At 61.1% G+C, this 26,717-nt stretch carries 30 protein-coding genes; 13 read left to right on the top strand and 17 right to left on the bottom strand.

The annotated features are described in order from the left end of the window. Nucleotides 1-3: 3 nt before the first annotated feature. The 8 genes from ABTV29_RS11780 to ABTV29_RS11745 all read right to left on the bottom strand — a co-directional run bounded on the left by ABTV29_RS11780 (nucleotide 4) and on the right by ABTV29_RS11745 (nucleotide 7,713). Nucleotides 4-777: a 1,6-dihydroxycyclohexa-2,4-diene-1-carboxylate dehydrogenase gene (locus tag ABTV29_RS11780; RefSeq protein WP_433770374.1), complete on the bottom strand. Its 774-nt coding sequence runs from the start codon at nucleotides 775-777 to the stop codon at nucleotides 4-6. 160 nt (nucleotides 778-937) lie between these two features. Continuing rightward, on the bottom strand, nucleotides 938-1,951 hold the full coding sequence (gene benC / locus ABTV29_RS11775; RefSeq protein ID WP_433770372.1) for a benzoate 1,2-dioxygenase electron transfer component BenC: 1,014 nt from the start codon (nucleotides 1,949-1,951) through the stop codon (nucleotides 938-940). A 10-nt stretch (nucleotides 1,952-1,961) separates the two neighbouring features. Beyond that, entirely contained in the window at nucleotides 1,962-2,450 is a 489-nt protein-coding gene (gene benB / locus ABTV29_RS11770; RefSeq protein ID WP_433770370.1) for a benzoate 1,2-dioxygenase small subunit, read from the bottom strand. Next, nucleotides 2,447-3,811 (bottom strand): benzoate 1,2-dioxygenase large subunit, encoded by a 1,365-nt coding sequence (benA, locus tag ABTV29_RS11765; RefSeq protein ID WP_433770369.1) that lies wholly within the window; start codon nucleotides 3,809-3,811, stop codon nucleotides 2,447-2,449. Before benA ends, benB begins: the two co-directional genes overlap by 4 nt. A 274-nt stretch (nucleotides 3,812-4,085) precedes the next feature. Next, the gene (locus ABTV29_RS11760) at nucleotides 4,086-5,045 is read right to left on the bottom strand and encodes an AraC family transcriptional regulator (protein ID WP_433770367.1); all 960 of its coding nucleotides are present in this window, start codon (nucleotides 5,043-5,045) and stop codon (nucleotides 4,086-4,088) included. Between the two features lie 234 nt (nucleotides 5,046-5,279). After that, nucleotides 5,280-6,209, bottom strand: a complete 930-nt coding sequence (gene catA / locus ABTV29_RS11755; RefSeq protein ID WP_433770365.1) for a catechol 1,2-dioxygenase — start codon at nucleotides 6,207-6,209, stop codon at nucleotides 5,280-5,282. 54 nt (nucleotides 6,210-6,263) lie between these two features. Further along, complete coding sequence (gene catC, locus ABTV29_RS11750) at nucleotides 6,264-6,554, bottom strand: muconolactone Delta-isomerase (protein ID WP_433770363.1); 291 nt, start codon at nucleotides 6,552-6,554, stop codon at nucleotides 6,264-6,266. Between the two features lie 10 nt (nucleotides 6,555-6,564). Beyond that, a complete protein-coding gene (locus tag ABTV29_RS11745) occupies nucleotides 6,565-7,713 on the bottom strand; it encodes a muconate cycloisomerase family protein (RefSeq protein WP_175392069.1) in 1,149 nt (382 codons plus the stop codon). A gap of 127 nt (nucleotides 7,714-7,840) precedes the next feature. Here ABTV29_RS11745 and ABTV29_RS11740 point away from each other — a divergent pair, with 127 nt between their 5' ends. After that, nucleotides 7,841-8,725 carry a LysR family transcriptional regulator gene (locus ABTV29_RS11740; RefSeq protein ID WP_433770361.1) on the top strand — a complete coding sequence of 295 codons (885 nt, stop codon included), beginning with the start codon at nucleotides 7,841-7,843 and terminating at the stop codon, nucleotides 8,723-8,725. A gap of 151 nt (nucleotides 8,726-8,876) precedes the next feature. On the opposite strand, the gene ABTV29_RS11735 is transcribed toward ABTV29_RS11740, so the two are convergent. The 3 genes from ABTV29_RS11735 to ABTV29_RS11725 all read right to left on the bottom strand — a co-directional run bounded on the left by ABTV29_RS11735 (nucleotide 8,877) and on the right by ABTV29_RS11725 (nucleotide 11,159). Beyond that, a complete protein-coding gene (locus ABTV29_RS11735) occupies nucleotides 8,877-9,116 on the bottom strand; it encodes a DUF1652 domain-containing protein (RefSeq protein WP_433770359.1) in 240 nt (79 codons plus the stop codon). 99 nt (nucleotides 9,117-9,215) lie between these two features. After that, nucleotides 9,216-10,115: a polysaccharide deacetylase family protein gene (locus ABTV29_RS11730; protein ID WP_433770357.1), complete on the bottom strand. Its 900-nt coding sequence runs from the start codon at nucleotides 10,113-10,115 to the stop codon at nucleotides 9,216-9,218. A gap of 153 nt (nucleotides 10,116-10,268) precedes the next feature. Next, nucleotides 10,269-11,159, bottom strand: coding sequence for an ABC transporter substrate-binding protein (locus tag ABTV29_RS11725; protein ID WP_433771845.1), 891 nt, complete (start codon nucleotides 11,157-11,159; stop codon nucleotides 10,269-10,271). A gap of 353 nt (nucleotides 11,160-11,512) precedes the next feature. Between ABTV29_RS11725 and ABTV29_RS11720 the strand changes: the two genes are divergently transcribed. The 5 genes from ABTV29_RS11720 to ABTV29_RS11700 all read left to right on the top strand — a co-directional run bounded on the left by ABTV29_RS11720 (nucleotide 11,513) and on the right by ABTV29_RS11700 (nucleotide 15,515). Further along, nucleotides 11,513-12,499, top strand: a complete 987-nt coding sequence (locus tag ABTV29_RS11720; RefSeq protein WP_433770355.1) for an aliphatic sulfonate ABC transporter substrate-binding protein — start codon at nucleotides 11,513-11,515, stop codon at nucleotides 12,497-12,499. Nucleotides 12,500-12,607: 108 nt separating this feature from the next. Then, on the top strand, nucleotides 12,608-13,444 hold the full coding sequence (locus ABTV29_RS11715) for an ABC transporter permease (RefSeq protein ID WP_433770353.1): 837 nt from the start codon (nucleotides 12,608-12,610) through the stop codon (nucleotides 13,442-13,444). 3 nt (nucleotides 13,445-13,447) lie between these two features. Then, nucleotides 13,448-14,161 carry an ABC transporter ATP-binding protein gene (locus ABTV29_RS11710; protein WP_433770351.1) on the top strand — a complete coding sequence of 238 codons (714 nt, stop codon included), beginning with the start codon at nucleotides 13,448-13,450 and terminating at the stop codon, nucleotides 14,159-14,161. Between the two features lie 139 nt (nucleotides 14,162-14,300). Next, on the top strand, nucleotides 14,301-14,981 hold the full coding sequence (locus tag ABTV29_RS11705) for an SOS response-associated peptidase family protein (RefSeq protein WP_433770349.1): 681 nt from the start codon (nucleotides 14,301-14,303) through the stop codon (nucleotides 14,979-14,981). 261 nt (nucleotides 14,982-15,242) lie between these two features. Further along, on the top strand, nucleotides 15,243-15,515 hold the full coding sequence (locus tag ABTV29_RS11700) for a hypothetical protein (protein WP_433770348.1): 273 nt from the start codon (nucleotides 15,243-15,245) through the stop codon (nucleotides 15,513-15,515). Between the two features lie 132 nt (nucleotides 15,516-15,647). On the opposite strand, the gene ABTV29_RS11695 is transcribed toward ABTV29_RS11700, so the two are convergent. The 3 genes from ABTV29_RS11695 to ABTV29_RS11685 form a co-directional block, all read right to left on the bottom strand. After that, nucleotides 15,648-15,794, bottom strand: a complete 147-nt coding sequence (locus tag ABTV29_RS11695) for a hypothetical protein (RefSeq protein ID WP_204354310.1) — start codon at nucleotides 15,792-15,794, stop codon at nucleotides 15,648-15,650. A gap of 65 nt (nucleotides 15,795-15,859) precedes the next feature. Then, nucleotides 15,860-16,171 carry an AzlD domain-containing protein gene (locus tag ABTV29_RS11690; protein ID WP_433771843.1) on the bottom strand — a complete coding sequence of 104 codons (312 nt, stop codon included), beginning with the start codon at nucleotides 16,169-16,171 and terminating at the stop codon, nucleotides 15,860-15,862. Next, nucleotides 16,171-16,869 (bottom strand): AzlC family ABC transporter permease, encoded by a 699-nt coding sequence (locus ABTV29_RS11685; protein ID WP_433770346.1) that lies wholly within the window; start codon nucleotides 16,867-16,869, stop codon nucleotides 16,171-16,173. The genes ABTV29_RS11690 and ABTV29_RS11685 overlap by 1 nt, the downstream gene beginning before the upstream one ends. A gap of 171 nt (nucleotides 16,870-17,040) precedes the next feature. Here ABTV29_RS11685 and ABTV29_RS11680 point away from each other — a divergent pair, with 171 nt between their 5' ends. The 3 genes from ABTV29_RS11680 (at nucleotide 17,041) to ABTV29_RS11670 (ending at nucleotide 19,436) form a co-directional block, all read left to right on the top strand. Then, nucleotides 17,041-17,973, top strand: coding sequence for a diguanylate cyclase domain-containing protein (locus tag ABTV29_RS11680; protein WP_433770343.1), 933 nt, complete (start codon nucleotides 17,041-17,043; stop codon nucleotides 17,971-17,973). Nucleotides 17,974-18,057: 84 nt separating this feature from the next. Next, a complete protein-coding gene (locus ABTV29_RS11675; RefSeq protein ID WP_433770340.1) occupies nucleotides 18,058-18,414 on the top strand; it encodes a DUF2784 domain-containing protein in 357 nt (118 codons plus the stop codon). 104 nt (nucleotides 18,415-18,518) lie between these two features. Continuing rightward, a complete protein-coding gene (locus ABTV29_RS11670) occupies nucleotides 18,519-19,436 on the top strand; it encodes a LysR family transcriptional regulator (protein ID WP_433770338.1) in 918 nt (305 codons plus the stop codon). A 3-nt stretch (nucleotides 19,437-19,439) separates the two neighbouring features. Here ABTV29_RS11670 and ABTV29_RS11665 read toward each other — a convergent pair whose 3' ends face one another. Next, nucleotides 19,440-20,993 (bottom strand): sensor domain-containing diguanylate cyclase, encoded by a 1,554-nt coding sequence (locus tag ABTV29_RS11665; protein WP_433770336.1) that lies wholly within the window; start codon nucleotides 20,991-20,993, stop codon nucleotides 19,440-19,442. 91 nt (nucleotides 20,994-21,084) lie between these two features. Further along, a complete protein-coding gene (locus tag ABTV29_RS11660; protein ID WP_433770334.1) occupies nucleotides 21,085-21,612 on the bottom strand; it encodes a DUF3087 family protein in 528 nt (175 codons plus the stop codon). 212 nt (nucleotides 21,613-21,824) lie between these two features. On the opposite strand from ABTV29_RS11660, the gene ppnN reads away from it, so the two are divergent. The 4 genes from ppnN to ABTV29_RS11640 all read left to right on the top strand — a co-directional run bounded on the left by ppnN (nucleotide 21,825) and on the right by ABTV29_RS11640 (nucleotide 25,074). After that, the gene (ppnN, locus tag ABTV29_RS11655) at nucleotides 21,825-23,198 is read left to right on the top strand and encodes a nucleotide 5'-monophosphate nucleosidase PpnN (protein WP_433770332.1); all 1,374 of its coding nucleotides are present in this window, start codon (nucleotides 21,825-21,827) and stop codon (nucleotides 23,196-23,198) included. A 76-nt stretch (nucleotides 23,199-23,274) separates the two neighbouring features. Then, nucleotides 23,275-24,015, top strand: a complete 741-nt coding sequence (locus tag ABTV29_RS11650) for a response regulator (protein WP_433770329.1) — start codon at nucleotides 23,275-23,277, stop codon at nucleotides 24,013-24,015. A 160-nt stretch (nucleotides 24,016-24,175) separates the two neighbouring features. After that, nucleotides 24,176-24,568: a hypothetical protein gene (locus ABTV29_RS11645; RefSeq protein ID WP_433770326.1), complete on the top strand. Its 393-nt coding sequence runs from the start codon at nucleotides 24,176-24,178 to the stop codon at nucleotides 24,566-24,568. Nucleotides 24,569-24,849: 281 nt separating this feature from the next. Further along, nucleotides 24,850-25,074, top strand: a complete 225-nt coding sequence (locus tag ABTV29_RS11640; protein ID WP_433770324.1) for a hypothetical protein — start codon at nucleotides 24,850-24,852, stop codon at nucleotides 25,072-25,074. 185 nt (nucleotides 25,075-25,259) lie between these two features. On the opposite strand, the gene ABTV29_RS11635 is transcribed toward ABTV29_RS11640, so the two are convergent. Beyond that, nucleotides 25,260-26,699 carry an FAD/NAD(P)-binding protein gene (locus ABTV29_RS11635; protein WP_433770321.1) on the bottom strand — a complete coding sequence of 480 codons (1,440 nt, stop codon included), beginning with the start codon at nucleotides 26,697-26,699 and terminating at the stop codon, nucleotides 25,260-25,262. Nucleotides 26,700-26,717 lie beyond the last annotated feature (18 nt).

Raw genomic sequence — 26,717 nt, 5'->3', positions numbered from 1 at the left:
CGTTTATCCCTGATCGCCACCGCCCACCGGCATGACCATGCCGGTGATGTAGGAGGCTTCATCGCTGGCCAAAAACAGAATGGCGCCGGCCTGTTCATCCAGCGTGCCGTAGCGCTTCATCAGACTGCTGTCGAGAGTCTGGTCGACGATCTGCTGGTACCAGACTTTTTCCTGGGCACTCTGTTCGGCGCTGTTGCGCGGAATCACCCGGGGCGGTGCTTCAGTACCACCGGGCGCGGTGGCATTGACTCGCACCCCGCGACCAGCGGTTTCGAACGCCAGGCACGCGGTCAGCGCATTCACCCCACCCTTCGCCGCGCCGTACGGCACGCGGTTGATGCTGCGGGTGGCGATGGACGAGACGTTGACGATCGCCCCGCTGCCCTGCTCCAGCATGAACGGCAGCGCGGCGTGACAGCACCACAAAGTCGGGAACAGTGAACGGCGCACCTCCGCCTCGATCTGCGACGCCTCATAGTGCTCGAACGGCTTGGCCCAGATCGTGCCGCCAACGTTGTTGACCAGCACGTCCAGCCGACCGAAGCGCTCGACCGCGGTTTGCATCACCCGGTTGCATTCCTCGTATTGCTCCAGATCGGCGGTCAGCGCCAGGACCTGGCTGTCCTGTCCCAGCGCCTGCTGCACTTCGAACACCAGCTCGGAGCGATCCACCAGAATCAGCTTCGCCCCTTCTGCCGCCATGCGCTCGGCAACCCGCCGGCCGATGCCTTGGGCGGCGCCGGTGATCAACGCGACTTTTTCGTGAAATCTGTTCATGAGTACCTCAAAAATTCCGGAACCAGGCACACCCCTGTGGGAGCGAGCCTGCTCGCGATAGCGGCTTCACAGGCAACATCGATGGTGAATGTTCCGGCCTATCGCGAGCAGGCTCGCTCCCACAATGGGTCTTTACCAAAGCGGGCATTGGTGCGCGACTTCACGCCGCGCTGGCAGCAAACTTCTCGTAGTAGAAATTCGCAGGCTTGATGCCCTGCTCGCCGATGTACTTGCTGACCGCTTCCACCATCGGCGGTGGGCCGCACAGGTAGACATCCACGTCGCCATCGTTCAGGTGCTTGGGCTCGATGTGCTGGGTCACGTAGCCCTTGAGCGGGTGCTGGCTGTCGGGGCTGGCCACACAGGCGCTGTAGGTGAAGTTGGGGATGCGCGCGGCGAAGGCCTCCAGGCGATCCATTTCCACCAGGTCGAAATCGTGGGTCACGCCGTAGATCAAGTGCAGCGGATGCTCGCTGCCCTGCTCGGCGATCTTCTCCAGCATCGCAGTGAACGGCGCCAGCCCCGTGCCACCGGCCAGCAGCAACAGCGGACGGCGGATATCGCGCAGGTAAAAACTGCCCAAAGGCCCCGCCAGGCTCATGCTGTCGCCAGCCTTGGCCATGCCGGTGAGGAAGCTGCTCATCAGGCCGCCAGGCACGTTGCGAATCAGGAAGCTCACTTCGCCGTCGCGCTGCAACGAGCTGAACGAATAGGCGCGGGTCTGCTCGCTGCCGGGAATGCCGAGGTTCACGTATTGCCCCGGCAGGAACGCCAGCTTGCTCAAGGACTCGCCCTTGATCGACAGCGCGATGGTGCTGTCGGACAACTGGCGCACCGCGCTGATAGTGGCGTCGTAGCTGGCCTGGCGGGTGCGGCAGACTTCCGAGGACGTCGGGACCCGCACCACGCAATCGCTCTGGGCGCGCATCTGGCAGGTCAGCACGTAACCCTGTTTGGCTTCCTCGGGGCTGAGGGCATCTTCGATGTACTCCTCGCCCAGATCGTACTGGCCGGCCTCGGCAAAGCACTTGCAGGTGCCGCAAGCGCCGTCGCGGCAGTCCAGCGGAATGTTGATGCCCTGGCGGTACGCGGCATCGGCCACGGTCTCGCCGGCATTGGCGTCGATGAACCGGGTGACGCCGTCTTCGAAGTTGAACGCGATGGAATGGGTCATGACGGCTGCCTCACAAGTGGTAAACATCGATGACCTGGCGAACGTAGTCGTTCTTCAGGATCACTTTCTTGGCCTTGATCAGCGGGTTTTCACCGCGCACGTCGAGGGTGTAGAAGCTGCTGCCGAAGTAGCTGTCGACGGTCTTGTAGCGAAAGCTCAGGGTGTGCCAGTTGAAGCGCACCTTGCACAGTCCATCGGCCTGTTCCAGCAGTTCGATGTTGCTGATGTTGTGGGAGGTGCGAGTGTCCGGGACGCTCGCGCTGGAACGCTCGGTCTTGATGCGGAAGATGCGGTCTTCGAGGCCCGTGCGGTTGCCGTACCAGATCAGCGAGATTTCCCGCTGCGGGTCTTCGGTCAATTCGTCGTTGTCATCCCAGGACGGCATCCAGAACGTCGCGTCCGGAGCGTACAGTTCCAGCCACTCGTCCCACTGCCGGTCATCCAGGTAACGGGCTTCGCAAAAGAGGAAGTCGCGCACGGCGTCATAGGTAATGGTCATTGCACGTCCTCCACGGCGATCAACTTCGACTGCTCGGCGTCCAAGGCCTTGAGCATGGTCTGCTGCCAATACTTGTGTTGCAGCACGAACAGGCCTTCGTCTTCGGTGCGTACGCCGCTGAGCAGCGGGTGCAGGTCGATTTCCTTCGCCGCTTCATCGGCGCCTTCGATCCAGTGCTCGGCGCCACGGGACATGTCGTTCCAGGTGGTCACGCTGCCCTGGTAGCTGGTCTGGCAGGAGCGGAACTCTTCCAGGTCATCCGGGGTGGCCATGCCGCTGACGTTGAAGAAGTCTTCGTACTGGCGGATACGGCTGGAGCGCGCGTGGTCGCTTTCACCCTTGGGGGCGATGCAGTAAATGGTGATTTCCGTACGGTCGACCGAGATCGGCCGGGCAATGCGGATCTGCGAGCTGAACTGGTCCATCAGGTACACGTTCGGGTACAGGCACAGGTTGCGCGAGTTATCGATCATCCAGTCGGCGCGCGCCTTGCCGAAGTCCTGCGCCAGCTCGTCGCGACGCTCGTACAGCGGACGGTCCTCGGGGTTGGCCCAACGGGTCCAGAGCAGCATGTGGCCCTTGTCGAAGGAATAGAAACCGCCGCCCTGCTTGGCCCAGCTGCCGGCGCTCATGGTCGGGTTTTCGTCACCGGCCTCGCGCTGCTTGCGCTGGTTCTGGGTAGCGGCGTAGTTCCAGTGCACGGAGCTGACGTGATAGCCGTCGGCACCGTTTTCGGCGGTGAGTTTCCAATTGCCTTCGTAGATGTAGCTGGACGAACCGCGCAGCACTTCCAGGCCATCGGGGGACTGGTCGACGATCATGTCGATGATCTTCGCCGACTCGCCCAGATGCTCCACCAGTGGCAGCACATCGGCGTTCAGGCTGCCGAACAGGAAGCCGCGATAGGACTCGAACCGTGCGACCTTGGTCAGGTCGTGGGAGCCTTCGCAGTTGAAGCTCGACGGATAGCCGGCGTTGGCCGGGTCCTTGACCTTGAGCAGCTTGCCGGAGTTGTTGAAGGTCCAGCCGTGGAACGGGCAAGTGTAGGAGCTCTTGTTGCCGGACTTGTGCCGGCACAGGGTCGCGCCGCGGTGACTGCAGGCGTTGATGAAGGCGTTGAGCACACCGTCCTTGTTGCGCGCGATGAAGATCGACTGGCGCCCCATGGTGGTGGTGTAGAAATCGTTGATGTTGGGGATCTGGCTTTCGTGAGCCAGATACAGCCAGTTGCCTTCGAAGATGTGTTTCATCTCCAGGTCAAACAGGCGTGGATCGGTGAACATCTCGCGCTTGCAGCGATAGATGCCTTGGGCAGGGTCGTCTTCAAGCAGGGAGTGAAGGTATTCGGGTCGCAGGGTCATGGCCGCCGCCTCCATTGTTATTGTTCAGGCAAGGCTCATGCTAGGACGGGGCAATGGGGCGGACTATCCGCGGGGTGCAGACCTTTATCCGTTTTGTGCAATAGGTGATGCGGCGCTAATCCTGTGGCGAGGGAGCTTGCTCCCGCTGGGCTGCGAAGCGGCCCCAAAACCTGACTGTGTAATCCTTCAGGCACACTGCATGGACAGATTTACGACTGCTGCGCAGCCGAACGGGAGCAAGCTCCCTCGCCACAGCTTTCTCAGTGCTTTGGAATCAATGCCGGCGCTTGAGGGTATCGGAAGGCAACTCGCCGAATTGCTTGCGATAGCTGTCGGAGAAGCGGCCCAGGTGCAGGAAGCCGTAATCCATGGCCACTTCGGTGACGTTGCGCACGTTGCAGGTCGGGTCGCTGAGGCAGGCGTGGATACGCTCCAGGCGTTTCTGGCGGATGTAGTTTTTCGGGGTGGTCTCTGCATTGCGTTCAAACAGCGCATAGAACGAGCGCAGGCTCATGTGCGCCTGTCGCGCCAGTTCTTCGCTGTCCAGGCTTTGCTTGAGGTTCTTGCCGATGTAGTCGGCAATCGCTTCGAAGGTCGCGGTCTGCGAACCGATTTCCAGGCGGCTGACATTGGTCTTCATCAGGCTGAGCATCTTGCTGACGATGATCTGCGCGTAATGCTCCTGCACCCTGGGGATCTGTTCGGTTGACTCGGCCTCCTGGCAAATCATCCCCAGCAGGTTGACGAAGCCTTCCAGCTCATTGAGCTGATAACGGTTCTCCAAAAACCGCACGCCCTGCCCCGGATACCGCCAGCGCTGCTCGTCGCAGACCGATTCGAACAGGGCAGTCGGGACCTTGAGGATGAATTTTTCGCAATCGTCGGAGTACGTCAGGTCCACCGGATCGTCGGGGTTGATCAGCAGCAACTCGCCGGGGGCGAAGTAATGCTCCTGACCGTGACCGCGCCACAGGCAATTGCCGCGCAACAGCACTTGCAGGTGATAGATGGTCTCCAGCGCGCCGGAAGTGACTCGAACGCTGCCGCCGTAGCTGATGCGGCACAGGTCGAGGCTGGCGAACTTGCGATGGTTGAGACTGGCCAGGGGATGCCCGGCGCGAGGCATGAGAATGCAATGGTTACCGACATGCTGATTGACGTAGCCCGACACCGCGTACGGGTCGGCATGGTCGAAAATCGTACTGCGCTGACTCAGCAGTTGCGCTTGCATCATCGGCTCACTCTCGTTGTTGTTATGAGTTACATCGGGTCATTCTAAGGCAGGACTGATGGCGGTGTGTCAGCAGACTGACCTGCGGGGCTTTTGGCCTATGTGGGAGCGAGCCTGCTCGCGATGGACTCACAAACGACGCGTTGAATCAGGAAATACGCGTCATCGTTAACGTCCATCGCGAGCAGGCTCGCTCCTACAGGTATGGGGGCAATCACCCCCACAGGTCAGAGGCGATCAATCCTCCAGCGCACGAACCCGCTCGTGACGCTGCTGCTCTTCAGGCTGGGCCGACGACTGCAGGGTGAAGTCGAACTCGATCTCGGCAAAGCGACCGCTGACACCATAGGCCGCTGCACGGGCCTGGTCTTCGCTGAAGGTGATCTTGGCGATCAGCTCGTCGCGGGTGGCGTAGGCGAAGTCGTCGTGCAGGTACTTTTCACCATCCAGGTTGATCTGGGTGGTCAGGTGACGGTGATCCGGCGCGGAGATGAAGAAGTGCACGTGCGCCGGGCGCTGGCCGTGACGGCCCAGTTGATCGAGCAGTTGCTGGGTCGGACCGTCCGGTGGGCAGCCGTAGCCCGACGGCACGATGCTGCGGAAACGGTAGCGGCCTTCGGCATCGGTGACGATACGGCGACGCAGGTTGAATTCCGATTGCGTGGTATCGAAGTACGAGTAGGTGCCGCCAGTGTTGGCGTGCCACACGTCCACCACGGCGCCCGCCAGGGGTTCGCCAGCGGTGTTGAACACGCGGCCTTGCATGAACAGGGTCACACCCGGATCGAGGCCATCGTCCAGACGCGCTTCGCCTTCGGACAGCGGTGCGCCGGCCACGTACAGCGGGCCTTCGATGGTGCGCGGGGTGCCGCCGGTTTTGCCGGCCTGCTCGTCTTCGGCATCCATCAGCAGGTCCAGGTAATGCTCAAGACCCAGGCCAGCCACCACCAGACCGGCTTCCTGGCGGGCGCCCAGCACGTTCAGGTAGTTGACCGCTTTCCAGAACTCTTCCGGGGTCACCGCCAGGTCTTCGATGATGTTCACCGAGTCACGCAGGATGCGGTAGATCAGCGCCTTGGTCCGCGCGTCGCCAGCATCGTTGTGCAGGCCGGCGGCTTCTTCGAGAAATTTCTGTACTTCGGCAGTGTGGGAAATTTTGACGTTCATTTCAGGGTTTCCTCATCTTGTAATTATTGGCAAAGCTCGCTGAACAGGCTGGGTTCAGCGGTCATCCTCGCGAATCGAAGAAGGGTGACGGCACATCGCGGTCACTTCGATCGCCATGTACGGGAACAGTGGCAGTTGCATCAGCAGATCATGCAGTTCCTGGACGCTGTCGACATCGAACACGCTGTAGTTGGCGTACTGGCCGGCGATGCGCCACAGGTGACGCCACTTGCCCTGATCCTGCAGGCGTTGCGCCAGGGCTTTTTCGTCAGCCTTGAGCTGCGCGGCGCGCTCGGGGTTCATGTCGACCGGCAAATTCACGGTCATCTTTACGTGGAACAGCATAATGCTCTCCTCAGGCTTGATGAATGGCAGTAGAAGTCTTGTCGCGGCGGAAGAACGCCAGGCGTTCCTCGTCCAGGCTCAGGCCCAGACCCGGGGTTTTCGGCACATGCAGCTCGAAATCCTTGTAAACCAGCGGTTCGCTGAGAATGTCTTCGGTCAGCAGCAACGGGCCGAACAGCTCGGTGTCCCACGCCAGTTTGTTCAGGGTGACAAAGGCATGGGCCGAGGCCATGGTGCCCAGGCCGCCTTCGAGCATGGTGCCGCCATATAGGGCGATGCCAGCGGCTTCCGCGATGGAAGCGGTGCGCAACACGGCACGCGGGCCACCGTTCTTGGCGATCTTCAGGGCGAATACCGATGCGGCACCTTCGCGGGCCAGGTTGAACGCATCTTCCACGCACTCGATGGACTCGTCGGCCATGATCGGTGCCGGGCTCATGGCATTCAGGCGCGCCATGCCGGCGCGATTGTTGCGCGAGATCGGCTGTTCAATCAGGTCGATGCCGTTGGTGCCGAGGATGCGGCAGGCGCGCAAGGCGACGGCCTCGTCCCACGCTTGGTTGACGTCGACCCGCACGCTGGCGCGGTCGCCCAGGGCTTTCTTGATCGCAATCACGTGGGCCAGGTCGCGGTTGACTTCGCCGGCACCGATTTTCAGCTTGAAGATGCGGTGGCGACGCAGGTCGAGCATTTTTTCAGCTTCGGCGATGTCCTTTTCGGTGTCGCCACTGGCCAGGGTCCAGGCCACTGGCAGCGCATCGCGAACACGGCCGCCGAGCAACTCGCTGACCGGCAGGCCCAGGCGCTTGCCCTGGGCGTCGAGCAAGGCGGTTTCGATACCGGACTTGGCGAAGGTGTTGCCACGGATGCTGCGTTCCAGACGCAACATGGCGGCATTGACGTTGCCGCTGTCCTGGCCGATCAACAAGGGTGCGAAGTGCGTGTCGATGTTGGTCTTGATGCTGTCCGGGCTTTCATTGCCGTAAGCCAGGCCACCGATGGTGGTGGATTCGCCGATACCTTCGATGCCATCGGCGCAACGCACGCGAATGATCACCAGGGTCTGGTTCTGCATGGTGTGCATCGCCAGCTTGTGCGGGCGGATGGTTGGCAGATCGACGATGATCGTCTCGATCGACTCAATGGCAGTTGCAAGCATTTCGATACCCATCAGGTTCTTGGAGTTCTGGAGCCGATTCTGGTACGGCTTTTTTCGCGATGCCAATATAGAATTGGTCTGACTTGATACCTTAAAGGTATGCAACCGAAGAATGCCCGGAGGCTCCATGGAACTGCGTCACCTGCGTTATTTCCAGGTATTGGCTCAAACCCTCAATTTCACCCGCGCCGCCGAGCTTCTGCACATCGCTCAACCGCCCCTGAGCCGGCAGATCCAGCAACTGGAGGACGAACTGGGGGTGGTCCTGCTCGAGCGCGGGCGACCGCTGAAGCTGACCGACGCCGGGCGTTTTTTCTATGAACACTCCACCGCCCTGCTCGAACAGCTGAACAAGGTCCGCGACAATACGCGGCGCATCGGTTTGGGGGAAAAGACCTGGCTGGGTATCGGTTTTGCGCCGTCGACGCTGTACGGGGTGCTGCCGGAATTGATCCGTCGCCTGCGCAGCGGCGAGCCGCTGGAGCTGGAGTTGGGGCTGTCGGAGATGACTACCCTGCAACAGGTGCAGGCGCTCAAGGCCGGGCGGATCGATATCGGCTTCGGCCGTATTCGCATCGATGACCCGGCGATTATCCAGACCGTATTGACCGAGGACCGCCTGGTGGCCGCCCTGCCCGCCGGCCACCCCTTGCTGGCCGGCCCCATCAGCCTGCGCGACCTGGCCCGGGAGCCTTTCGTGCTCTACCCCGGCAACCCGCGCCCCAGCTACGCCGACCACGTGATCGCGCTGTTCGAATCCTATGGCGTGAGCATCCACGTGGCGCAATGGACCAACGAACTGCAAACGGCCATCGGCCTGGTGGGCGCCGGAATCGGCATCACCCTAGTGCCGGCCTCGGTGCAACTGCTGCACCGCGACGACATCGGCTTCACCCCGCTGCTGGAAGACAACGCCACCTCGCCGATCATCCTCAGCCGGCGCGTGGGCGATGTTTCACCGGGGTTGAATCATTGTTTGAAGATGATTGATGAGCTGCTGCCCAGGGACTGACAACGCTTCGCAAGATCCTTTGTGGGAGCGAGCCTGCTCGCGATGGACGTCAACGATAACGCGTGCTGCCTGAATGAACGTGTTGCCGGGGCGTTTTTCGCGAGCAGGCTCGCTCCCACAAAGGTTGATTCCCAGAAGCGACATTCAATATTCAGCCGGCAAACGCCCGGCGCCCCGCGCTCATCTCGGTACGCAATTCAGCCACCAGATCGGAAATGGCCCGCACGCTGGTCAGCTGTTCGGTGGAAACGCCGCTGATCAGCAGCTCAACCCGCCCGGTGACAGGTTCGTAGACTTCGATGCGCAGCAAGCCGCCATACTCCGTGCACTCGCAGGCCAGTGGCGCGAATCCGGACTCCACAATGTTGCACAGCACTGAAATGGGAAGCATGGCAGCTGCCTCGACTGATCGGATCCAATCAGGATAGATGCACTTTGCCATCTTTGCGCCAGTCAAAAATGCTACCCACCTCTCATATTCAGGCGTTTCTCACTCGGAATTTCTCTTCCAGATCCAATTCCAGAACCCCGGCAACTGCACCGGTTGCGAACTGTCGCGCACGGTACGGGCCATCGCCGCCCGTTGCAGCGCGGCGGTGTCGTCGTAGAACGGCTGCTCGGCGGTCTTCACCCCGGTCGCCCGGGCGCTGTCGAGGAGGATTTGCAGGTACTCGCGGGTATGCCGGGCGGTGTAGCGGTTCAGATCATGGAAGGTCACCACCACCGGAATCACCCCATCGACCACCGGCAACTGACCCAACGCGATGCGCTCGCGCACTTCGGACATCGAGCGCAGGAAATGCGCCCGCCGCCGCGGGCTGGCGTTGAAGCCCCAGATCTTGCCGTCATTGGCACTCAGGTCGGTCAGCAGCACATGCAGGCCATGCTGCTGATACGCGGCGAAGGTGCGTTTGTCGTAATTCCAGAACGGCGGGCGCAGCAGCGTCACAGGTACACCGGTGATGGCGGTGATATCGGCGCAGCCCCTGGTGAGTGCCTCTTCAAGCTCCTGGGGGCTCAGGGAGCGGTGATTGGTGTGGGACGGCGTGGCCGTGTGGAACGCCAGGATGTGCCCGGCGTCCCGCTCGCGGTGCATGAGCGCACGCCCGATATCACTGTTGCCGGCGCGCGTGGCCTGGGTCTGCACGAAGAACACGGCTTTGATGTCGGTCTGCAACGGGTTGCGCGAGAGACTGTCGAGCACGGTTTCGGTGGGGTTCCAGAAACTCGATGCGCTGGGACCGTCGTCGAAGGTCAGCAGGAAGCGGATCGGTGGTTGAGCTTGCAGCCGTTGTTCGGTCTGCGGCGTCAATTCGATAGGAGCTGCGATACAGCCCAGCAGACTGGCTGCCATGGCGCACGCCGAAAGAATCTTGAACAACTGTTTCATTTTTTGCTTTGGGCCAGACGTCTGCGAAGCGGACATCTTACCTGTAGGAGCGAGCTTGCTCGCGATGGTCGTCAACGATAACGCTGTCAGCCTGACACCCCGCGGTGCTTTGTCGTCCATCGCGAGCAAGCTCGCTCCTACAGTGGGGCGTGTTCAGTTCGCCAGCGCCTGCTGGAAGGAGCTGTCGATGATCGGTGCGGTGGCCAATTGCGTTGGCAGCGCCTTGACCTTGAACAGGAAGTCCGCAGTGCTTTGCAGGTCCTTGGCTGCCTGCGCGTCCACCGGGCCGACGGTCATGTGCGCCTGGCGCAACCAGTGGCGCGAGACGTTCTGATCGAGGTTGGCTTTCTGCGCCCACAGGTCAGCGTACTGGTCGGTGTTGTTGTCGACCCAGGCCCGGGCTTTTTTCAGGCGCCCGAGAAAGTCGGCGATGGCTTCACGCTTGCTGTCGATTGACGGCGTCGAGGCGGCGATGGCGCTCAGGCCGGGCATCAGGTTTTTCGCCGTCAGGATCGGCCGTGCGCCGGAGAACAAGATCTGTTGGGAAATGTAGGGTTCCCAGACCGGGAAGGCATCGATGCTGCCCTGGGGTAGCGCGGCAGCGGCATCGATCGGCATCAGCTTGATGAAGTCGACATAGTTTTCCGGCAGGTTGGCGTTCTCCAGGGCGCGCAAGGTCAGTTGCTGGCTCCAGGCGCCGGGCCAGTAGGCGACTTTCTTGCCCTTGAGGTCGGCGATGGTTTTCACCGGCGAGTCCTTGGGCACCAGCAAGGCGATGGTGTCCGGGTTCTGCCGCGAAACGCCGATCAGCTTGACCGGCGCCTGCTTGGCGGCCAGGAACAGAAAGCCTGAATCACCGAGAAAGCCCAGGTCCAGCGAACCGGTGTTCAGTGCTTCGGCCAGCGGCGCGGCGGCCTGGAAGTGCTTCCAGTCGACGGTGTACGGCGCGTCCTTGAGTACCCCCGAGGCCTCCACCGAAGCGCGGATGTTGTAGTAATTCTGGTCGCCGACATGCAGCACGACCGGCTCGGCGGCATGCACCATTGGCGCGGCAAACAGGGCGCTGGTCAACAGACCGCGCACGAATCGGGACAGGTTCATCGGGGGCTCCTTGGAAGTGATTGCGATAGACCATAACGCTCTTACAAGAAGCTGTTTAAATTCTAATTTTGCATAAGCTAATGACCTGTCACGGGCAGTGTTGGCCCAGCAACAGCGCCGCAACAGATTGTTCTGCACGATACATCTCGCCACCCCGCAATACGCGTTAACCCTCTGAAATTGGCCAGCATCAGGAACATGGCACAGAGCCTGCAATATTCCATTCATGCAGGAAGCATTCGATCAAATTAATTTTCTGGATATAAGAATCTCGCCGCCTTGCCCGGAGCCGTCCCATGAAACCCACCTCGCGTTTTCCTTTCATCAGGTCCCTGCTCGGCGCCTGCGCCCTGGCATTGAGCCTGCAACCCGTGACCCAGGCCGCTGAAGCGCCGCCGGCGGAAGTGCATCTGGATTACGCCTACTACTCGCCGGTCAGCCTGGTGCTCAAGCATTTCGGTTTCCTGGAAAAAGCCCTGCCACAGACCAAGGTCGGCTGGGTATTGAGCCAGGGTAGTAACCGTTCGCTGGAATACCTCAACAGCGGCGGCGTCGACTTCGCCTCCTCCGCCAGCCTTGCGGCCGTGCTCAGCCGTGCCAATGGCAGCCCGATCAAATCGGTGTACGTGTACAGCCGCGCCGAATGGACCGCGCTGGTGGTGCGCAAGGATTCGCCGCTGAAAACCGTGGCCGACCTCAAGGGCAAGAAAATCGCCGCCACCAAGGGCACCGACCCGTACCTGTTCACCCTGCGCAGCCTGCAACAGGCCGGCCTGAACAAAGACGATGTGGAACTGGTGCACCTGCAACATCCGGACGGCCGCACCGCCCTGGAAAAAGGTGACGTCGACGCCTGGGCCGGCCTCGATCCGCACATGGCCGCCAGCCAGGTCCAGGCCGGTTCGCGCCTGCTGTACCGCAACGCCGACTTCAACAGCTATGGCGTGGTCAGCGTCACCGACACCTTTGCCAAGGAACACCCACAGACCATCGACACCGTGCTCAAGGCCTACGAACAGGCCCGGGAATGGGCGGTGAAAAATCCTGAGGAACTGGCGAAGCTGCTGGCCAGCGAATCCGGGCTGCCGCTGGAAGTGGCCAAGTTGCAACTGTCGCGCACTGACCTGAGCACTCCGCAGTTGACCGCCAAAGATGTGATCGCCTCCAAGGCCGCCGCACCGATCCTGCTGTCCGAAGAACTGGTACGCCGTGGGGTCAATGTCGATCAGGTGATCGACCAACTGATCGATACCGGATTCAAGGAAACCGTCGCCCGTCAGTAAAAAAGCAAAAGATCGCAGCCTGCGGCAGCTCCTGCACCGGTTTACCTGTAGGAGCTGCCCCAGGCTGCGATCTTTTGATCTTCGCTTGCGTCGTGACTGGAGAACCCCATGACCAGCAAAAGCAAAACCCTCCCGCCCCACCTCGCACTGCCTGTCGCCCATGGCCTGAACACCCACTGGCGCCTGCGCCTGAAGGCCCTGGCACTGCCGGTGCTGATCATCCTGGTACTGGAATTCGTCGTGCGCATCGGTTGGCTGCCGTCCTACCAGATGCCCGCCCCCAGCGAAATCGCCCTGACCCTGCGCGACCTTGCCGAAGGTGCGCTGTGGAAACACATCGGCGCCAGCCTGTTGCGGGTGCTGCTGGGCTTCGCCATCGGCGCCACCCTGGCCCTGCTGTTCGCCGCCTGGGTCGGGCTGAGCCGTGAAGCCGAAGCCTGGCTGGAACCGACCTTCGCCGGACTGCGCTCGATCCCCAGCCTGGCCTGGGTGCCATTGTTGCTGCTGTGGCTGGGCATCGACGAAACGTCGAAAGTCGTGCTGATCGCCATCGGCGCGTTTTTCCCGGTGTACCTCAACGGCGTCGCCGCCATCCGCAACATCGACCGCAAACTGGTGGAGGTCGGGCAGATGTACGGTTTCAGCCGCCCTCGCCTGATACGACGGATTCTGTTGCCCGCCGCCCTGCCCGGCCTGTTCACCGGATTGCGCAGCGGCATGAGCCTGGCCTGGATGTTTCTGGTGGCCGCCGAGCTGATCGCCGCCACCAAGGGCCTTGGCTATCTGCTCAGCGACGGTCGCGAAACCTCACGCCCGGACATCGTGCTGGCTGCAATCATCGTATTGGCGCTGCTGGGCAAACTCAGCGACGGCCTGCTCGCCGGCCTGGAGAAACGTTTCCTGGCCTGGCGTGACACCTTCAACGGCCAAGGCACGGGGGATTGAGCCATGACCGAACACCTACTGGACATCCACGTCGAACGCAAGACCTTCGCCGCGACCACGGTCCTCAACAACATCCACTTGCAGTTGAAGCCCAGGGAAACCGTGAGCCTGCTGGGCCCCAGCGGCTGCGGCAAAAGCACCTTGCTGCGAATCGTCGCCGGCCTGGAAAGAGACTTCCAGGGCACCCTGCGCAGCCGCGCCGGTAAAATCGCATTCGTATTTCAGGAACCGCGCCTGATGCCATGGTTGACGGTCGAACAGAACATCGGTTTCAGCGCCGACAATCACTACGACAGGGCCTGGGTCGCACAGTTGATCGAGGAAGTCGGCCTTGGCGGTTTCGCCCAGGCCTTGCCCAAGGCCCTGTCCGGTGGCATGGCGCAGCGAGTAGCGATCGCGCGCGGGCTCTACTCTCGCCCGCAAGTGCTGCTACTCGATGAACCCTTCAGTGCGGTGGACGCGTTCACTCGCATGAAACTGCAGGATTTGCTGCTGCAACTGGCTGAGCGCCATGCCATCGCGCTGCTGCTGGTGACCCACGACGTCGACGAAGCGCTGTACCTGAGCGACCGGGTGCTGGTCATGGACAACCGCCCCAGCAGCATTCGCGAAGAACTGGCGGTGCCAGTGCCCCACCCGCGCGATCGCCGCGATCCATTGCTGGCACAGCTCAAGGCCCGATCATTGACCGAGCTGCAACGGGCGCATGTGATTTGAAGGTGTTCGCTATTCTGTAGGAGCGAGCTTGCTCGCGATGATCGTCAACGATGACGCTGGGTACCTGACACCCCACAGTGTTCTGAAGCCCATCGCGAGCAAGCTCGCTCCTACAGTGGGACATGTGGAGGATTCGCATATGTGCGGACGCCTGTCGCAATACCGGGGCATTCACGATTTCGTGAAGGTGCTGAGCATCCCCGACGCGTTGATCAATCATGTCGGCGATCAGCCGTTAGCGCACTACAACGCCGCGCCCACCACGCAACTGGCGCTGCTGCATCGGGAGGACGATGGGCTGCATGCCGACCTGCAGCGCTGGAGTTGGCGACCGCACTGGGCCACGGATCGGGCTGCGCCAATCAATGCACGGGTAGAGAAAGTCGCCCATGGCCCGTTCTTCCGGGCGATCTGGCCGCACCGCGCAATCTGCCCGGTCGACAACTGGTTCGAATGGGTCGATGCCGGCGATGGCACGCGGCAACCCTGGCTGATCCGGCGACGCGACCGCAAACCGGTTTTCTGTGCGGCGATCGGACAATTTCCCATCGGCAGCGCCATGCCGCGCGACGACGACGGTTTCGTCATCATCACTGCCGACGCCGCGGGAGGCATGGTGGACATCCATGACCGGCGGCCGGTGGTGTTTTCGGCTGAACTGGCGCGGGAATGGCTGGACCCGGCAACCCCCAAGGAACGAGCCGAGCAAATGGTACTTTTGCAGGGTGAAGACAGCGATGTATTCGAGTGGTACAAGGTCGACAAAGCGGTTGGCAATGCCAGAAACCAGGGGCCGGAGTTAATTGAAGCCATAACTTGAGCTGTCAATATCGACAGCAAATGAGTCATATGTAACAGCACGACCGTTGTAAACGTTACAACTACTGTTTCAACTAATTAACACTTATAAAAGTGCACACTTATTGTGCATTACCGCTTGTCCGACAATCCGTCAGTGTTGATTACATTTCCAATGAGTACCGTTAGCATTCGCGCCGCATTTCTATTGGTACTCCCGTACTGACCGCAGAGTCAGCGACGATAGAAATTTTCTAACAACAAGCCCTTGCAGAGAACTAAATTGCGCGACGATTTTGCAATGAATCCAGTCGTGAGTCTGGCGTGCGTTTATCTTTCGCCGACAGAACACTACCAACTCGACTCTTTTATCGGGCAATACATAAGAACCCGAAACCTGCAATCACTTCCCGATATCGACAACCTGCTGAGTTCGACGCTCCAAAACTATCCGGGCAAACCGCCGGTGATGGTCAACGAGTTGAATGCCTGGATCGACAAGACCCTGGGCTATCGCGCTTCACATCCCGAGATTCTGTCGCTGGAAGATATCTGAGCACTGACCTGCATTCCCTGTGCAGGAGCTGTCGCAGGCTGCGATCTTTTGACTTTAAAAACAAAATCAAAAGATCGCAGCTTGCGGCAGCGCCTACAGAGGGGATGTGTTTGCTCGAAATTTCAAAGATATTCAGAACTTGCGATCAGGTTCCGACAGTTCCGTACCATCGTCAGGATGTTTCCAGTCCGGCACCGAGCGTTTCTGCTGCTCAATCTCTTCTTCCGTCGGCTCATCCACTTCTTCATCCGGGTCCGGACGCTTGGGTTCGTTGGCCATGTGCACCTCGCTTCCTGAAGGATCACCCATCAATTTCAAGCGTAGAACAGTTTCCCCTGCCCGGCTTACAGCCACGCGCGCAGCACAAAGAAGAAGCCCATGCTCAACAGCATGCTGAGCAAGGTGTTGCGGGTGTAGAGCACCAGGCCGACGGCCACCAGTGAGCTGATCAGGTACGGGTTGTCCCAATGCAGGTTCAGTTGCTTGTCGGGCATGAACACGATCGGCCCGCAAATCGCGGTCAACATGCCCGGCACGGCGAAACCGAGAAACTGCCTTGCGTTGCTGCTAAGGCGCACCGGCAGCCGCGGCTCCAGAAAGACGTAACGGTTAAGAAATACCAGCACGCCCATGCCAAAAATCACTGCCCAGACCATCATGTGCGCGCTCCCTGGAATTTGTTGCAGACAAAACCCGCAGTCATCCCCGCCAACCCCGACAACACCAGCGCCGAGCCCCATTGCCAGTAGCTGAATAGCACCGAGCAGAACAGCGAAACCGCGACGCAGACCACCGTCGGCACATTGCGCACCACCGGCGTGATCAAGGCAATGAAGGTAGCGGCGATGGAGAAATCCAGCCCCAAGTGCTCAAGGCCCGGAATGCTGCTGCCGAGCACGATGCCGGCCAGGGTGAACAGGTTCCAGGCGATGTAGAACGTCAGGCCCACGCCCAGGGCGTACCAACGGTCGAACTGTTGTTTGTCGTGCTGGCTGGTCAGGGCGAACAACTCATCGGTGAGCCAAAAGCCCAGCCCGGCGCGCCAGCGCCCCGGCAATGGCGAAATCACCGAACGCATGCTCATCCCGTAGAGCAAATGCTGGGACGTCAGCAGCAACGTGGTCAGCAGGATGGAAAAGATCCCCGCCCCGCCCCTGAGCATGCCGATGGCGACCAGTTGCGCGGCGCCGGCGAACACGATGCTCGACAGGCCCTGGCCTTGCAGGGGGGTGAGATTGGCTTCGATGGCCATGGAACCGGCCAGCAAACCCCAGGGCGCCGTCGCCAGGGACAGCGGCGTGATCGCCACGGCGCCGCGAAGGAACGCAGCGCGGGGCAAATGTGAGTTGGACATAACGCTCTGCAACCAGGAGAAAGACCTGAAACTGTGCCAGCAATCATGGCCATTGGCTTGAACAATCTTGCGCACTGTTACCAATCGTTTCCGTTCATCGGCTGCCGGCTTGCTTCAACCAGGTAGTAGCAACATGATGGCGCTTTTTCCCCTCCAAGGTGTCTCCCCTTCATGCAGCCAGATGATACCGACAGCGTTTACAAGACCCTGCTTGAGTCGACCAAGGCAATCCCTTGGCGAATCGACTGGAAAACCATGACCTTCAGCTACATCGGACCGCAGATCGAAAGCCTGCTGGGCTGGAAGCAGGACAGTTGGGTCGGGGTCAACGACTGGGTAGAGCGCATGCACCCGGAGGATCGAGACTATGTGGTGGAGTTCTGCGTCTCGCAATCCCGGGCCGGGGTGGATCATGAAGCCGATTACCGGGCGCTGACCCACACCGGCGAATACGTCTGGATTCGCGATGTGGTGCACGTGGTGCGCAAGGACGGCGAGGTCGAGGCGCTGGTGGGGTTCATGTTCGACATCAGCGAACGCAAGAAGACCGAAGAGCACCTGGTTCGCCTGCAAAAACAGCTCGAGGAATATTCCTTCCAGGACGGCCTGACCGGCATCGCCAACCGGCGCATGTTCGACACCGTGCTGGAGCGTGAATGGAGCACCGCCCAGCGCACCGGCGCGCCGCTGTCGGCGATCATTCTGGATATCGACTACTTCAAGCAGTACAACGACCATTACGGCCATATCAAGGGCGATGAATGCCTGCGCCAGGTGGCCAGCACCCTGTCCCGAGCGGCCAATCGGCCACGGGATTTCATCGCCCGGATCGGCGGCGAAGAGTTTGTCTGGCTGCTGCCGGAAACCGACGCGGAATCGGCCAGGCTGGTGGCCAACAAGTGTCTGCACCTGATTCGCCAACAACGCATTGCCCACGAATTTTCCGCGGTCTCGCCGCTGTTGAGCCTGAGCCTGGGCGTCGGCACCACCCACGCCACGCAGCACGCCACGGCGCTTGAATTCATCGAGCAGGTCGACCAGTTGCTCTACAAGGCCAAACGCAATGGACGGATGCGCGCGCAGCTCATGGATTTTCGCGACTGAGCCTGAAAGCGTGACGAATCGCAGAGCACCGATCGCCCGCCCGGGTAACATGAAGCCATTGCCCTGACGCCTGCGGGAGTCGAGATGCTCTACCGGATTGCCGCCGATGGGTTGGTGCTGCTTCATCTGGCGTTCATTGTGTTCGTATTGTTCGGCGGGCTGCTGGTGCTCAAATGGCGCCGCTTGCTGTGGTGGCACCTGCCCGCCGCCGCATGGGGCGTGGCGGTGGAACTGCTGCACCTGCCCTGCCCGCTGACTCGCTGGGAAAACCTGATGCGCCATGCAGCCGGGCAGCAAGGCTACGGCGCGGGTTTCATCGAACACTATGTATGGCCGGTGATTTACCCGGCCGGGCTGACACCGGCGATTCAACTCTGGCTGGCCGGTGTGGTGTTGATCGTCAATGCCGTGGTCTATCTTCGGGTATTCAGGACGTATTAAAAGATCGCAGCCTTCGGCAGCTCCTACCTTGGAATGCGCACTCCTGTAGGAGCTGCCGCAGGCTGCGATCTTTTGATCTTCCACCCTTGCAAAGGACTCAATACATGCTCTCCACCGAAGACCTGGCCCTGCTCGAAGCCATCCGCGAAACTGGCAGCCTGTCGCGGGCCGCGGCCCGGCTGGGCAAGGCGCCGTCGACGGTGTCCTACGCCGCGCGGCAACTGGAGGACCGCTTCGACGCCCTGCTGTTCGACCGCCGTCGCTATCGATTGCAACTGACCGCAGCCGGCGAGCTACTGGTCAATGAAGCGTCGCGACTGATGGAAGACGTCTCGCGCCTGACCCAGCGGGTGCAGCAAGTGGCCAATGGCTGGGAAAGCCGCTTGTGGATCGTCACTGACGAACTGATGGAATTCGAAAATCTCGTCCCGCTGATTGATGAATTCGACACCCTGGGTTCCGGCGTACCGCTGCGCATCACCCAGGAAGTGCTCAAAGGTGTCTGGGAAGCCCTGCGCGAAGGCCGCGCGGACCTGGTCATCGGCGCCACCAACGAGCCGCCGGCGATTCCGTCCCTGCGCTGGATACAACTGGGGGAGATGGAATGGGTATTCGCCGTCTCGCCCAAGCACCCGCTGGCCAAGGCGAAAGAGCCGATTTCCCGGGCAACGGTGACTCAGCACCGGGCGATCGTCGTGGCCGATTCGTCACGCACCACCGAAGGCCGGACCTATGGCGTCTCCGGCGGGCAACCGGTCATGGCAGTGCCGTCCATGCGCGCGAAGATCCTCGCGCAATGCGCAGGGCTGGGCGTGGGCTGGCTGCCCCGGCAGCGAGTCAATTCGCTGCTGGAAAACGGTACGTTGATCGAAAAGAAGATGGCCGACCCACGCGAGCCGAACCTCTTGTACGCCGGTTGGCGCGGCGACCAGGACGGTCGCGCCCTGAACTGGTGGCTGGAAAAACTCAAGCAACCGCACCTCGCCAACCGGCTGGTGCAGGGTATAGATCTGTTCGCCTGAGTCTCAGTTGGCAATGACGCTCATGTTGCGCCCACTGGCCTTGGCCACGTAAAGCGCCTTGTCGGCGGCACCGATCAGTTCTTCGATACTGGTTTCTGACGTCGGATCGTAACCACACACGCCGACGCTGACCGTCAACATCCCCTCCGGGCTTTCACTGTGCTGCAAGTCGGCGGCCAGCACCGCGCGGCGGATCTTTTCCGCCACCAGGAATGCTCCCACGTAGTCGGTGCCGGGCAGCACCACGGCGAACTCCTCGCCACCAAAGCGCGCCGCCAGATCGCCGGGGCGCTTGATGTGATCGGTGATGATTGCCGCGATCTGGCGCAGGCACGCATCGCCTGCCAAATGGCCGTAGTGATCGTTGAACGCCTTGAAATGATCGACGTCGATCATCAGCAGCGCGAGCCCGGTCTGGTTGCGTCGGGCGCGGCCGGTTTCCGCATGGATGAACAGATCGAACTGGCGACGGTTAGCCAGCCCGGTCAGCGCGTCCTCCAGCGCCAGCAGTTCCAGGTTGCGATTGAGTTCGAGGAGTTTTTCCTGGGACCCGAGCAGCTCGACCTGAATCCGGTTCTGCTGCTTCATCAACTTGATCAGGCGAAACCCGAGCACGCCGATGAAAGCCAGCAGCACCGACACGATCAGCGCACTGAGGATCGATTCCTTGCGCCAGCTGGCCAAGACTTCGTCCCTGTTCAACGCCGCGAAGACAATCAGCGGGTAACCATCGACCCGGCGATACCCCACCACCCGCTCGACGCCATCGATGATCGACCTGATGGTGGCCGTGCCCGCGCTGGCCTGGGGCAGCAACTGGGTGAACAGTGGGCTTTTGGCCAGGCTGGTGCCGACGTCGGCTTCATTGAAGGGGCGGCGGACGATAATGCTGGCATCGTCGGCGATCAGGTTGATCACGCCGTTATCGCCCATGTCGATGCTGTCGTAGAGCTGCAGGAAATGCGTGAGATAGATCGTCGCCAGGGCCACGCCGGCAAAACTGCCGTCGGGATGATTGACCCGCCGTGACACGGTCATGATCCATTCGCCGCTGGAACGGCTTTTGATCGACGGACCTATGTGGGGCCCGCGATCGGGGTGATCGCGGTGATAGATGAAATATTCGCGGTCGGAATTGTTGGCCGTGCCCACGTCGGCACCATTGGAATTGGCGATCCATTTCCCGGTTTCGTCATACACGAACAGGCCGTGGAGCTGGCTCAATTCGCCGCGCTGGGCACTGAGCAGGCGTTGCAGGCGATTGAGCCGGTCGCCTTCGATGCCGTCGTGCTCCAGGCGATCGACCAGGGCAAACAGCAAGGTATCGGCCTGCTTGATCGAAGCCTGCGCCTGTGAGGCCAGGGTCTGCGCGAGGTTGGACATCGCCACTTGCTTGTCATGCAAATGGTACTGGCGCGAATTCCAGGATTGCCAGATGACGATCACCGCCATCGACAGGCACACGGCGACCAGCAGCGTAATCACCGAACGCGCCTTGAGCCTGGCGATGCCGGGCCGGTTTTTTTCTATATGGTCGTAAATCGCCGGATGCCCCATGAGGCTCACTCCATGATCTATGTGAAAAACAAGGCGTCCAGCCCAGTGCACGTGTAGGAGCTCCTACCGTTAAAGCTTTAAAGCAACCAGATTAGACCGATGTCCGCTTCACCGCCTGCAGCCAGTCCGGATCCAGCCGCGTCTGTTGCGTGTCGATGCCCAGCGCCTGCATTCGAGCTTCGTGCTGTTCCATTTCCCGACGCAATTGCCCATGGTCGCTGGAGTTGCCGTCCAATTGGTGCATTTGGCTCAAGCCCAGATGATAGAAGCGCAACAGCTTCATGGCGCTCGGGTCTTGCGCCTGCACCGCCGCCGTGACGTGGTGCATGACATTGGTAACGCTCATCAGGCTGCGCTTGAGCTGCCAGCTGTAGACGGCAGGCGCCATCCATTCCTGGTTCCAGAACACCTTGCGCATCAGCGCCACCATCACCAGCACCGCAGCGAACACGCCGCCAATGTTGAAGCGCAAATTATCGCCGCCAGGCTCACCGAACACTGCCACCGCCGCCGTCGACAGCACCATGGCCAGCGCCAGGAACACCAGGGCGATGATCAGCGTGCTGCGCCGTGTCTTTTGCCGATAAATCTCGGCGTTCATCGGCTGGATTTCGAACATGGCCTGGGGGCTTCCTTCAATGGCAGGTAAAAAATTTGCGGGCATTATCGCCTTTGCAAAGGATTTGGCTATGCTGGGGCTCCTTTTCATCTTTTCATCGTCAAATGGGGACATGGCGAGACCACGTAATCAGTGCCATCTTCTTTTGTGGATACACACTATTCGGATGCCGTTCGTTTCTTTGGCAGTGGCATCGTTTTAAGGATCTTTGAATGACCCAACGACAAGTAATCAACGCTTCGGTCAGCCCGAAAGGCAGCCTGGAAACACTCTCGCAACGGGAAGTCCAGCAACTGAGCGAAGCCGGATCCGGCAGTACCTACGACATCTTCCGCCAATGCGCCCTGGCCATCCTCAACACCGGCGCCCACGTCGATAACGCCAAGACCATCCTCGAAGCCTACAAGGACTTCGAAATCCGCATTCACCAACAAGACCGCGGCGTACGCCTGGAACTGCTGAACGCCCCGGCCGACGCTTTCGTCGACGGCGAAATGATCGCCAGCACCCGTGAAATGCTCTTCAGCGCCCTGCGCGACATCGTCTACACCGAAAACGAACTCGACAGCCAACGCATCGACCTGAGCACCTCCCAGGGCATCAGCGACTACGTCTTCCACCTGCTGCGCAACGCCCGCACCCTGCGTCCCGGCGTCGAACCGAAAATCGTCGTGTGCTGGGGTGGCCACTCGATCAACACCGAAGAATACAAATACACCAAGAAAGTCGGCCACGAACTGGGCCTGCGCAGCCTCGACGTGTGCACCGGTTGCGGTCCCGGCGTGATGAAAGGCCCGATGAAAGGCGCCACCATCGCCCACGCCAAGCAGCGCATCCACGGCGGCCGCTACCTGGGCCTGACCGAGCCCGGGATCATCGCTGCCGAGGCACCGAACCCGATCGTCAACGAACTGGTGATCCTGCCGGACATCGAAAAACGCCTGGAAGCCTTCGTCCGCGTCGGCCACGGCATCATCATCTTCCCGGGCGGCGCCGGTACCGCGGAAGAATTCCTCTATCTGCTGGGCATCCTGATGCACCCGGACAACCAGGGCCTGCCCTTCCCGGTCGTGCTCACCGGGCCGAAACACGCCGCACCGTACCTGGAGCAACTCGACGCGTTCGTCGGTGCAACCCTGGGTGACGCCGCCAAGCAGCATTACCAGATCATCATCGACGACCCGGCGGAAGTCGCCCGGCACATGACCGCCGGCCTCAAGGCGGTCAAACAGTTCCGCCGTGAGCGCAACGACGCGTTCCATTTCAACTGGCTGCTGAAAATCGACGAGGGCTTCCAGCGCCCGTTCGACCCGACCCACGAAAACATGGCCAACCTGAAACTGAGCCGCGACCTGCCACCTCACGAACTGGCCGCCAACCTGCGCCGCGCGTTCTCCGGCATCGTCGCCGGCAACGTCAAGGACAAGGGCATCCGCCTGATCGAACAACACGGGCCTTACCAGATCCGTGGCGACGCGGCGATCATGCAACCGCTGGATCAACTGCTCAAAGCCTTCGTCGCCCAGCACCGGATGAAACTGCCGGGTGGCGCGGCGTATGTGCCGTGTTATCGAGTAGTTGCCTGACAGTTTGCTGCTTCTGTAGGAGCGAGCTTGCTCGCTCCTACAGAGAGGCGCTACAACAATTACAAGGGATCGACCCATGGACCACGTCAATCACATCCTGATCGTCGACGATGACCGCGAAATTCGCGAACTCGTCGGCAATTACCTGAAAAAGAACGGCCTGCGCACCACCGTGGTTGCCGATGGCCGGCAAATGCGCAGCTTTCTGGAAGCCAACCAGGTCGACCTGATCGTGCTGGACATCATGTTGCCCGGCGACGATGGCCTGGTGCTGTGCCGCGAATTGCGTTCAGGCAAGCACAAAGCCACGCCGATCCTGATGCTCACCGCGCGCGATGACGAAACCGACCGCATCCTGGGCCTGGAAATGGGTGCCGACGACTACCTGACCAAACCCTTCGCCGCCCGGGAACTGCTGGCGCGGATCAATGCTGTACTGCGACGCACACGTATGCTGCCACCCAATTTACTGGTCACCGAAAGCGGTCGCCTGCTGGCCTTCGGCCGCTGGCGCCTGGACACCACGGCCCGCCACCTGGTGGACGAGGACGGAACCCTGGTAGCGCTCAGCGGCGCCGAATACCGGCTGCTGCGGGTATTTCTCGATCATCCGCAACGGGTGCTCAGCCGCGATCAGTTGCTCAACCTGACCCAGGGCCGCGACGCCGACCTGTACGACCGCTCCATCGACCTGCTGGTGAGCCGCCTGCGCCAACGCCTGAAGGATGACTCCCGGGAAGCGAGCTACATCAAGACGGTTCGCAGCGAAGGCTACGTTTTCTCCTACCCGGTGGAGATGCTCGACGAACAGGCGTGAAGGGATTTGTATCTCTGTGTATTAAAAGCCGCGACAGATACGCAACAGCCGATTTCACGCCATTCAGGCACACACCCGCGATACACCCGGGCGTTTAACTGTGACCACCAGCTAGCACGAGCTACTGACCACTCACACTTAAGCGCACGGAGATTCAACCATGTTCAACTTCTCGAAAGTTTCGTCCCTGGCCCTCGGTCTGGCACTGGTGGGCGGTCTTGGCCTGTCGAACCTGGCCTCGGCCAACACCCAGGTCGTTGCGACCCCCGGCTCGATCCAGGCCTTGCTGGCCGAAGGCGGCTCGGATCGCCTGCAACAGAATCGCGTCGCTGAAGGCGGTGCCGATCGTTTGCAGGAACTGCGTGAACGCGTGGCGGAAGGTGGCTCTGACCGCTTGATCCAGAATCGTGTAGCCGAAGGTGGTTCCGATCGCTTGATCCAGAATCGAGTGGCCGAAGGTGGCTCCGATCGCCTGCAAGAGCAGCATGAGCGCGGCGGTGTGACCGTGGCGGAAAACCGTGCCGAGTTCGGTTCGAAATATCAGCGGTACTGATTTCGGCTGCTTCCTGTAGGAGCTGCCGCAGGCTGCGATCTTTTGATCTTGCTTTTTTTAAGATCAAAAGATCGCAGCCTCGTTGCACTCGACAGCTCCTACACAGCTCCTACACAGCTCCTACACAGCTCCTACACCGCTCCTGCACAGCCACAGGTGATCGAATTGGATCCGCAAGCGATCACTGTCCTCGATAACAACTATTCCCAAGGGTGTTTTTTCATCCAGGCGCTGCGGCCCTAAAGTGAGCCCATCTTCTCACCACGCTCTGGAGCAACATCATGAAAAGCATCATCGGTATCGGCTTCGCCCTTTCGGTCCTTGGCGCCACGTCGGCCATCGCAGCCCCGCACGCTACCCAGGCAGTCGTTGCAGCCACCACCGTCGGCCAACCCGCCACGGTCAATGTGAACACGGTCGGCATCGAGCATCAGGATGCCCAGAAAGCAAAACTCTACGTCGCGGAAAACCGTCCGGAGTTTGGCTCCAAGTATCAACGCTACTGATCAACGGCCTTGGGCTGCTTGAAACAGAAAACCCCGGGTGGATCAGGTCTCCCCGGGGTTTTCTGTATGTGCGGACACTGCAATCCCTGTGTAGGAGCGAGCAAGCTCGCGATGGACGTTAACGATAACGTTGACTGTCTGGCACCCCGCGTGCGCTCTTGATTCCATCGCGAGCAAGCTCGCTCCTACAGGTTGTGTGCGCTGGCCAAACGGGCCGCGAGGGCCTTGGCCTGACTGGCCACATCGGTCACCGCGGTACTCTCCCACCACATGCCACGCAACGGCGGCCCCATGGCGAACAACCGCGAGGCGGCCTGGCCTTCGGCGTCCAGCACCGCGCCATCCACCTGCGCGGAAATCCCCAGCGCCAGCGGCCCCGGCTTGATCAGCCCGCGCGCCAGCAACTGTTGCGGCAAAGGACGCGCCACCCGGCGCCAGTCGTATTCGATACCGCTGGAGTTGATCAGCGCCGCGCCGCTGACAACGCAGGTTTGCGCCTCACCACGGCGGCGGATGCGGATACTGACCCCACCGTCCGTCGAAGGCTCAAGCCCCTTGAACGATGCCGCCTGAATGCGCAGCCGCCCTTCCCCGTGCAAACGCGCCACCAGTTCGGCGCTCAAGGGTGGCGAGCGGTGGTGATGGCTCTCCCACCATGGCCGCACATGCCGCACGAACTGCCGGCGTTGCACATCGGTGGCCTGGCTCCACAAGCGCCCGATATGCGCCCGTACCGTGTCCAGTGGTGCCTGCCAGTCAATGTTTTGGGCGATGGCCTCACGACAATGCCGGCGCAGTTCGCGAACCAATTGTCGCGGTGTGCGGATGTTCTGGTCTTCGGCGAGGAAGTCCGGCCAGGCCGGAGGTTGCCGCCGCACGTGAGGCAGCAGGCCGTGGCGGGAAAACACTTCGATCGGCCCGCGATGCCCGGCCTGCTCCAGCGACACCACGGCATCGACCATGGTCAGGCCTGATCCGATGATCAGCACCGTCGACTGCGGATCGAGCTGGCGCATGGCGGCCACATCCCAAGGGTCGAGCGCCGCCGCGTTGAGGCCACTGGATTGGGTTTGCGGCGTGCGCGCGGCGGGAAACATCCCGGTTGCCAACACCGCGAAAGCGCCCTGCAAGCGCTGACCATCGCTCAAGGTCAGCCGCACCGCATCGGCATCGCTTTGCAGGTCCACCACTTCGGCCTGCACATGTTCCACGGTCGATCCGTGCAACGCGCCCACCGCCTGCGCCTCGGCCAGACGCTGCTGAACGTACAGGCCAAAAATCCCCCGGGGCGGAAACAGTTCGCTGACCGGCACATGCTGCTCATCCGATTCCGGCCAGCCTCCGCCGGCGATGTAGTCGGTCAGCCATTGGGTCAGGTCGTCGGCATTGTCCGGATCGACGCTCATGCGCGCCGCATTGCCGTTGAGCGTATGACCCAGTTCCACGGCGCTGTAGGCTTCACCCCGGCCCAGTTCCGCGCGGGGTTCGATCACCAGCACCCGGCGGCTGCCCGGCAGGCGCAGCAGTTGCGCAGCCAGCATCGTGCCGCTGAGGCCGCCGCCGACGATCAGGATGTCCGCGTGACGGACGGCGTCCGTCGCCTGTCCGTGTTGAATTTCACTCATGCCGTTCTCACTGGTTCC

The sequence above is a fragment of the Pseudomonas putida genome (genome assembly GCF_050989985.1).
In the GTDB taxonomy this organism is placed as follows: domain Bacteria; phylum Pseudomonadota; class Gammaproteobacteria; order Pseudomonadales; family Pseudomonadaceae; genus Aquipseudomonas; species Aquipseudomonas putida_AI.
The sequence above is the reverse complement of the archived record's forward strand: the minus strand, read 5'-3'. Positions and strand labels throughout refer to the sequence as shown.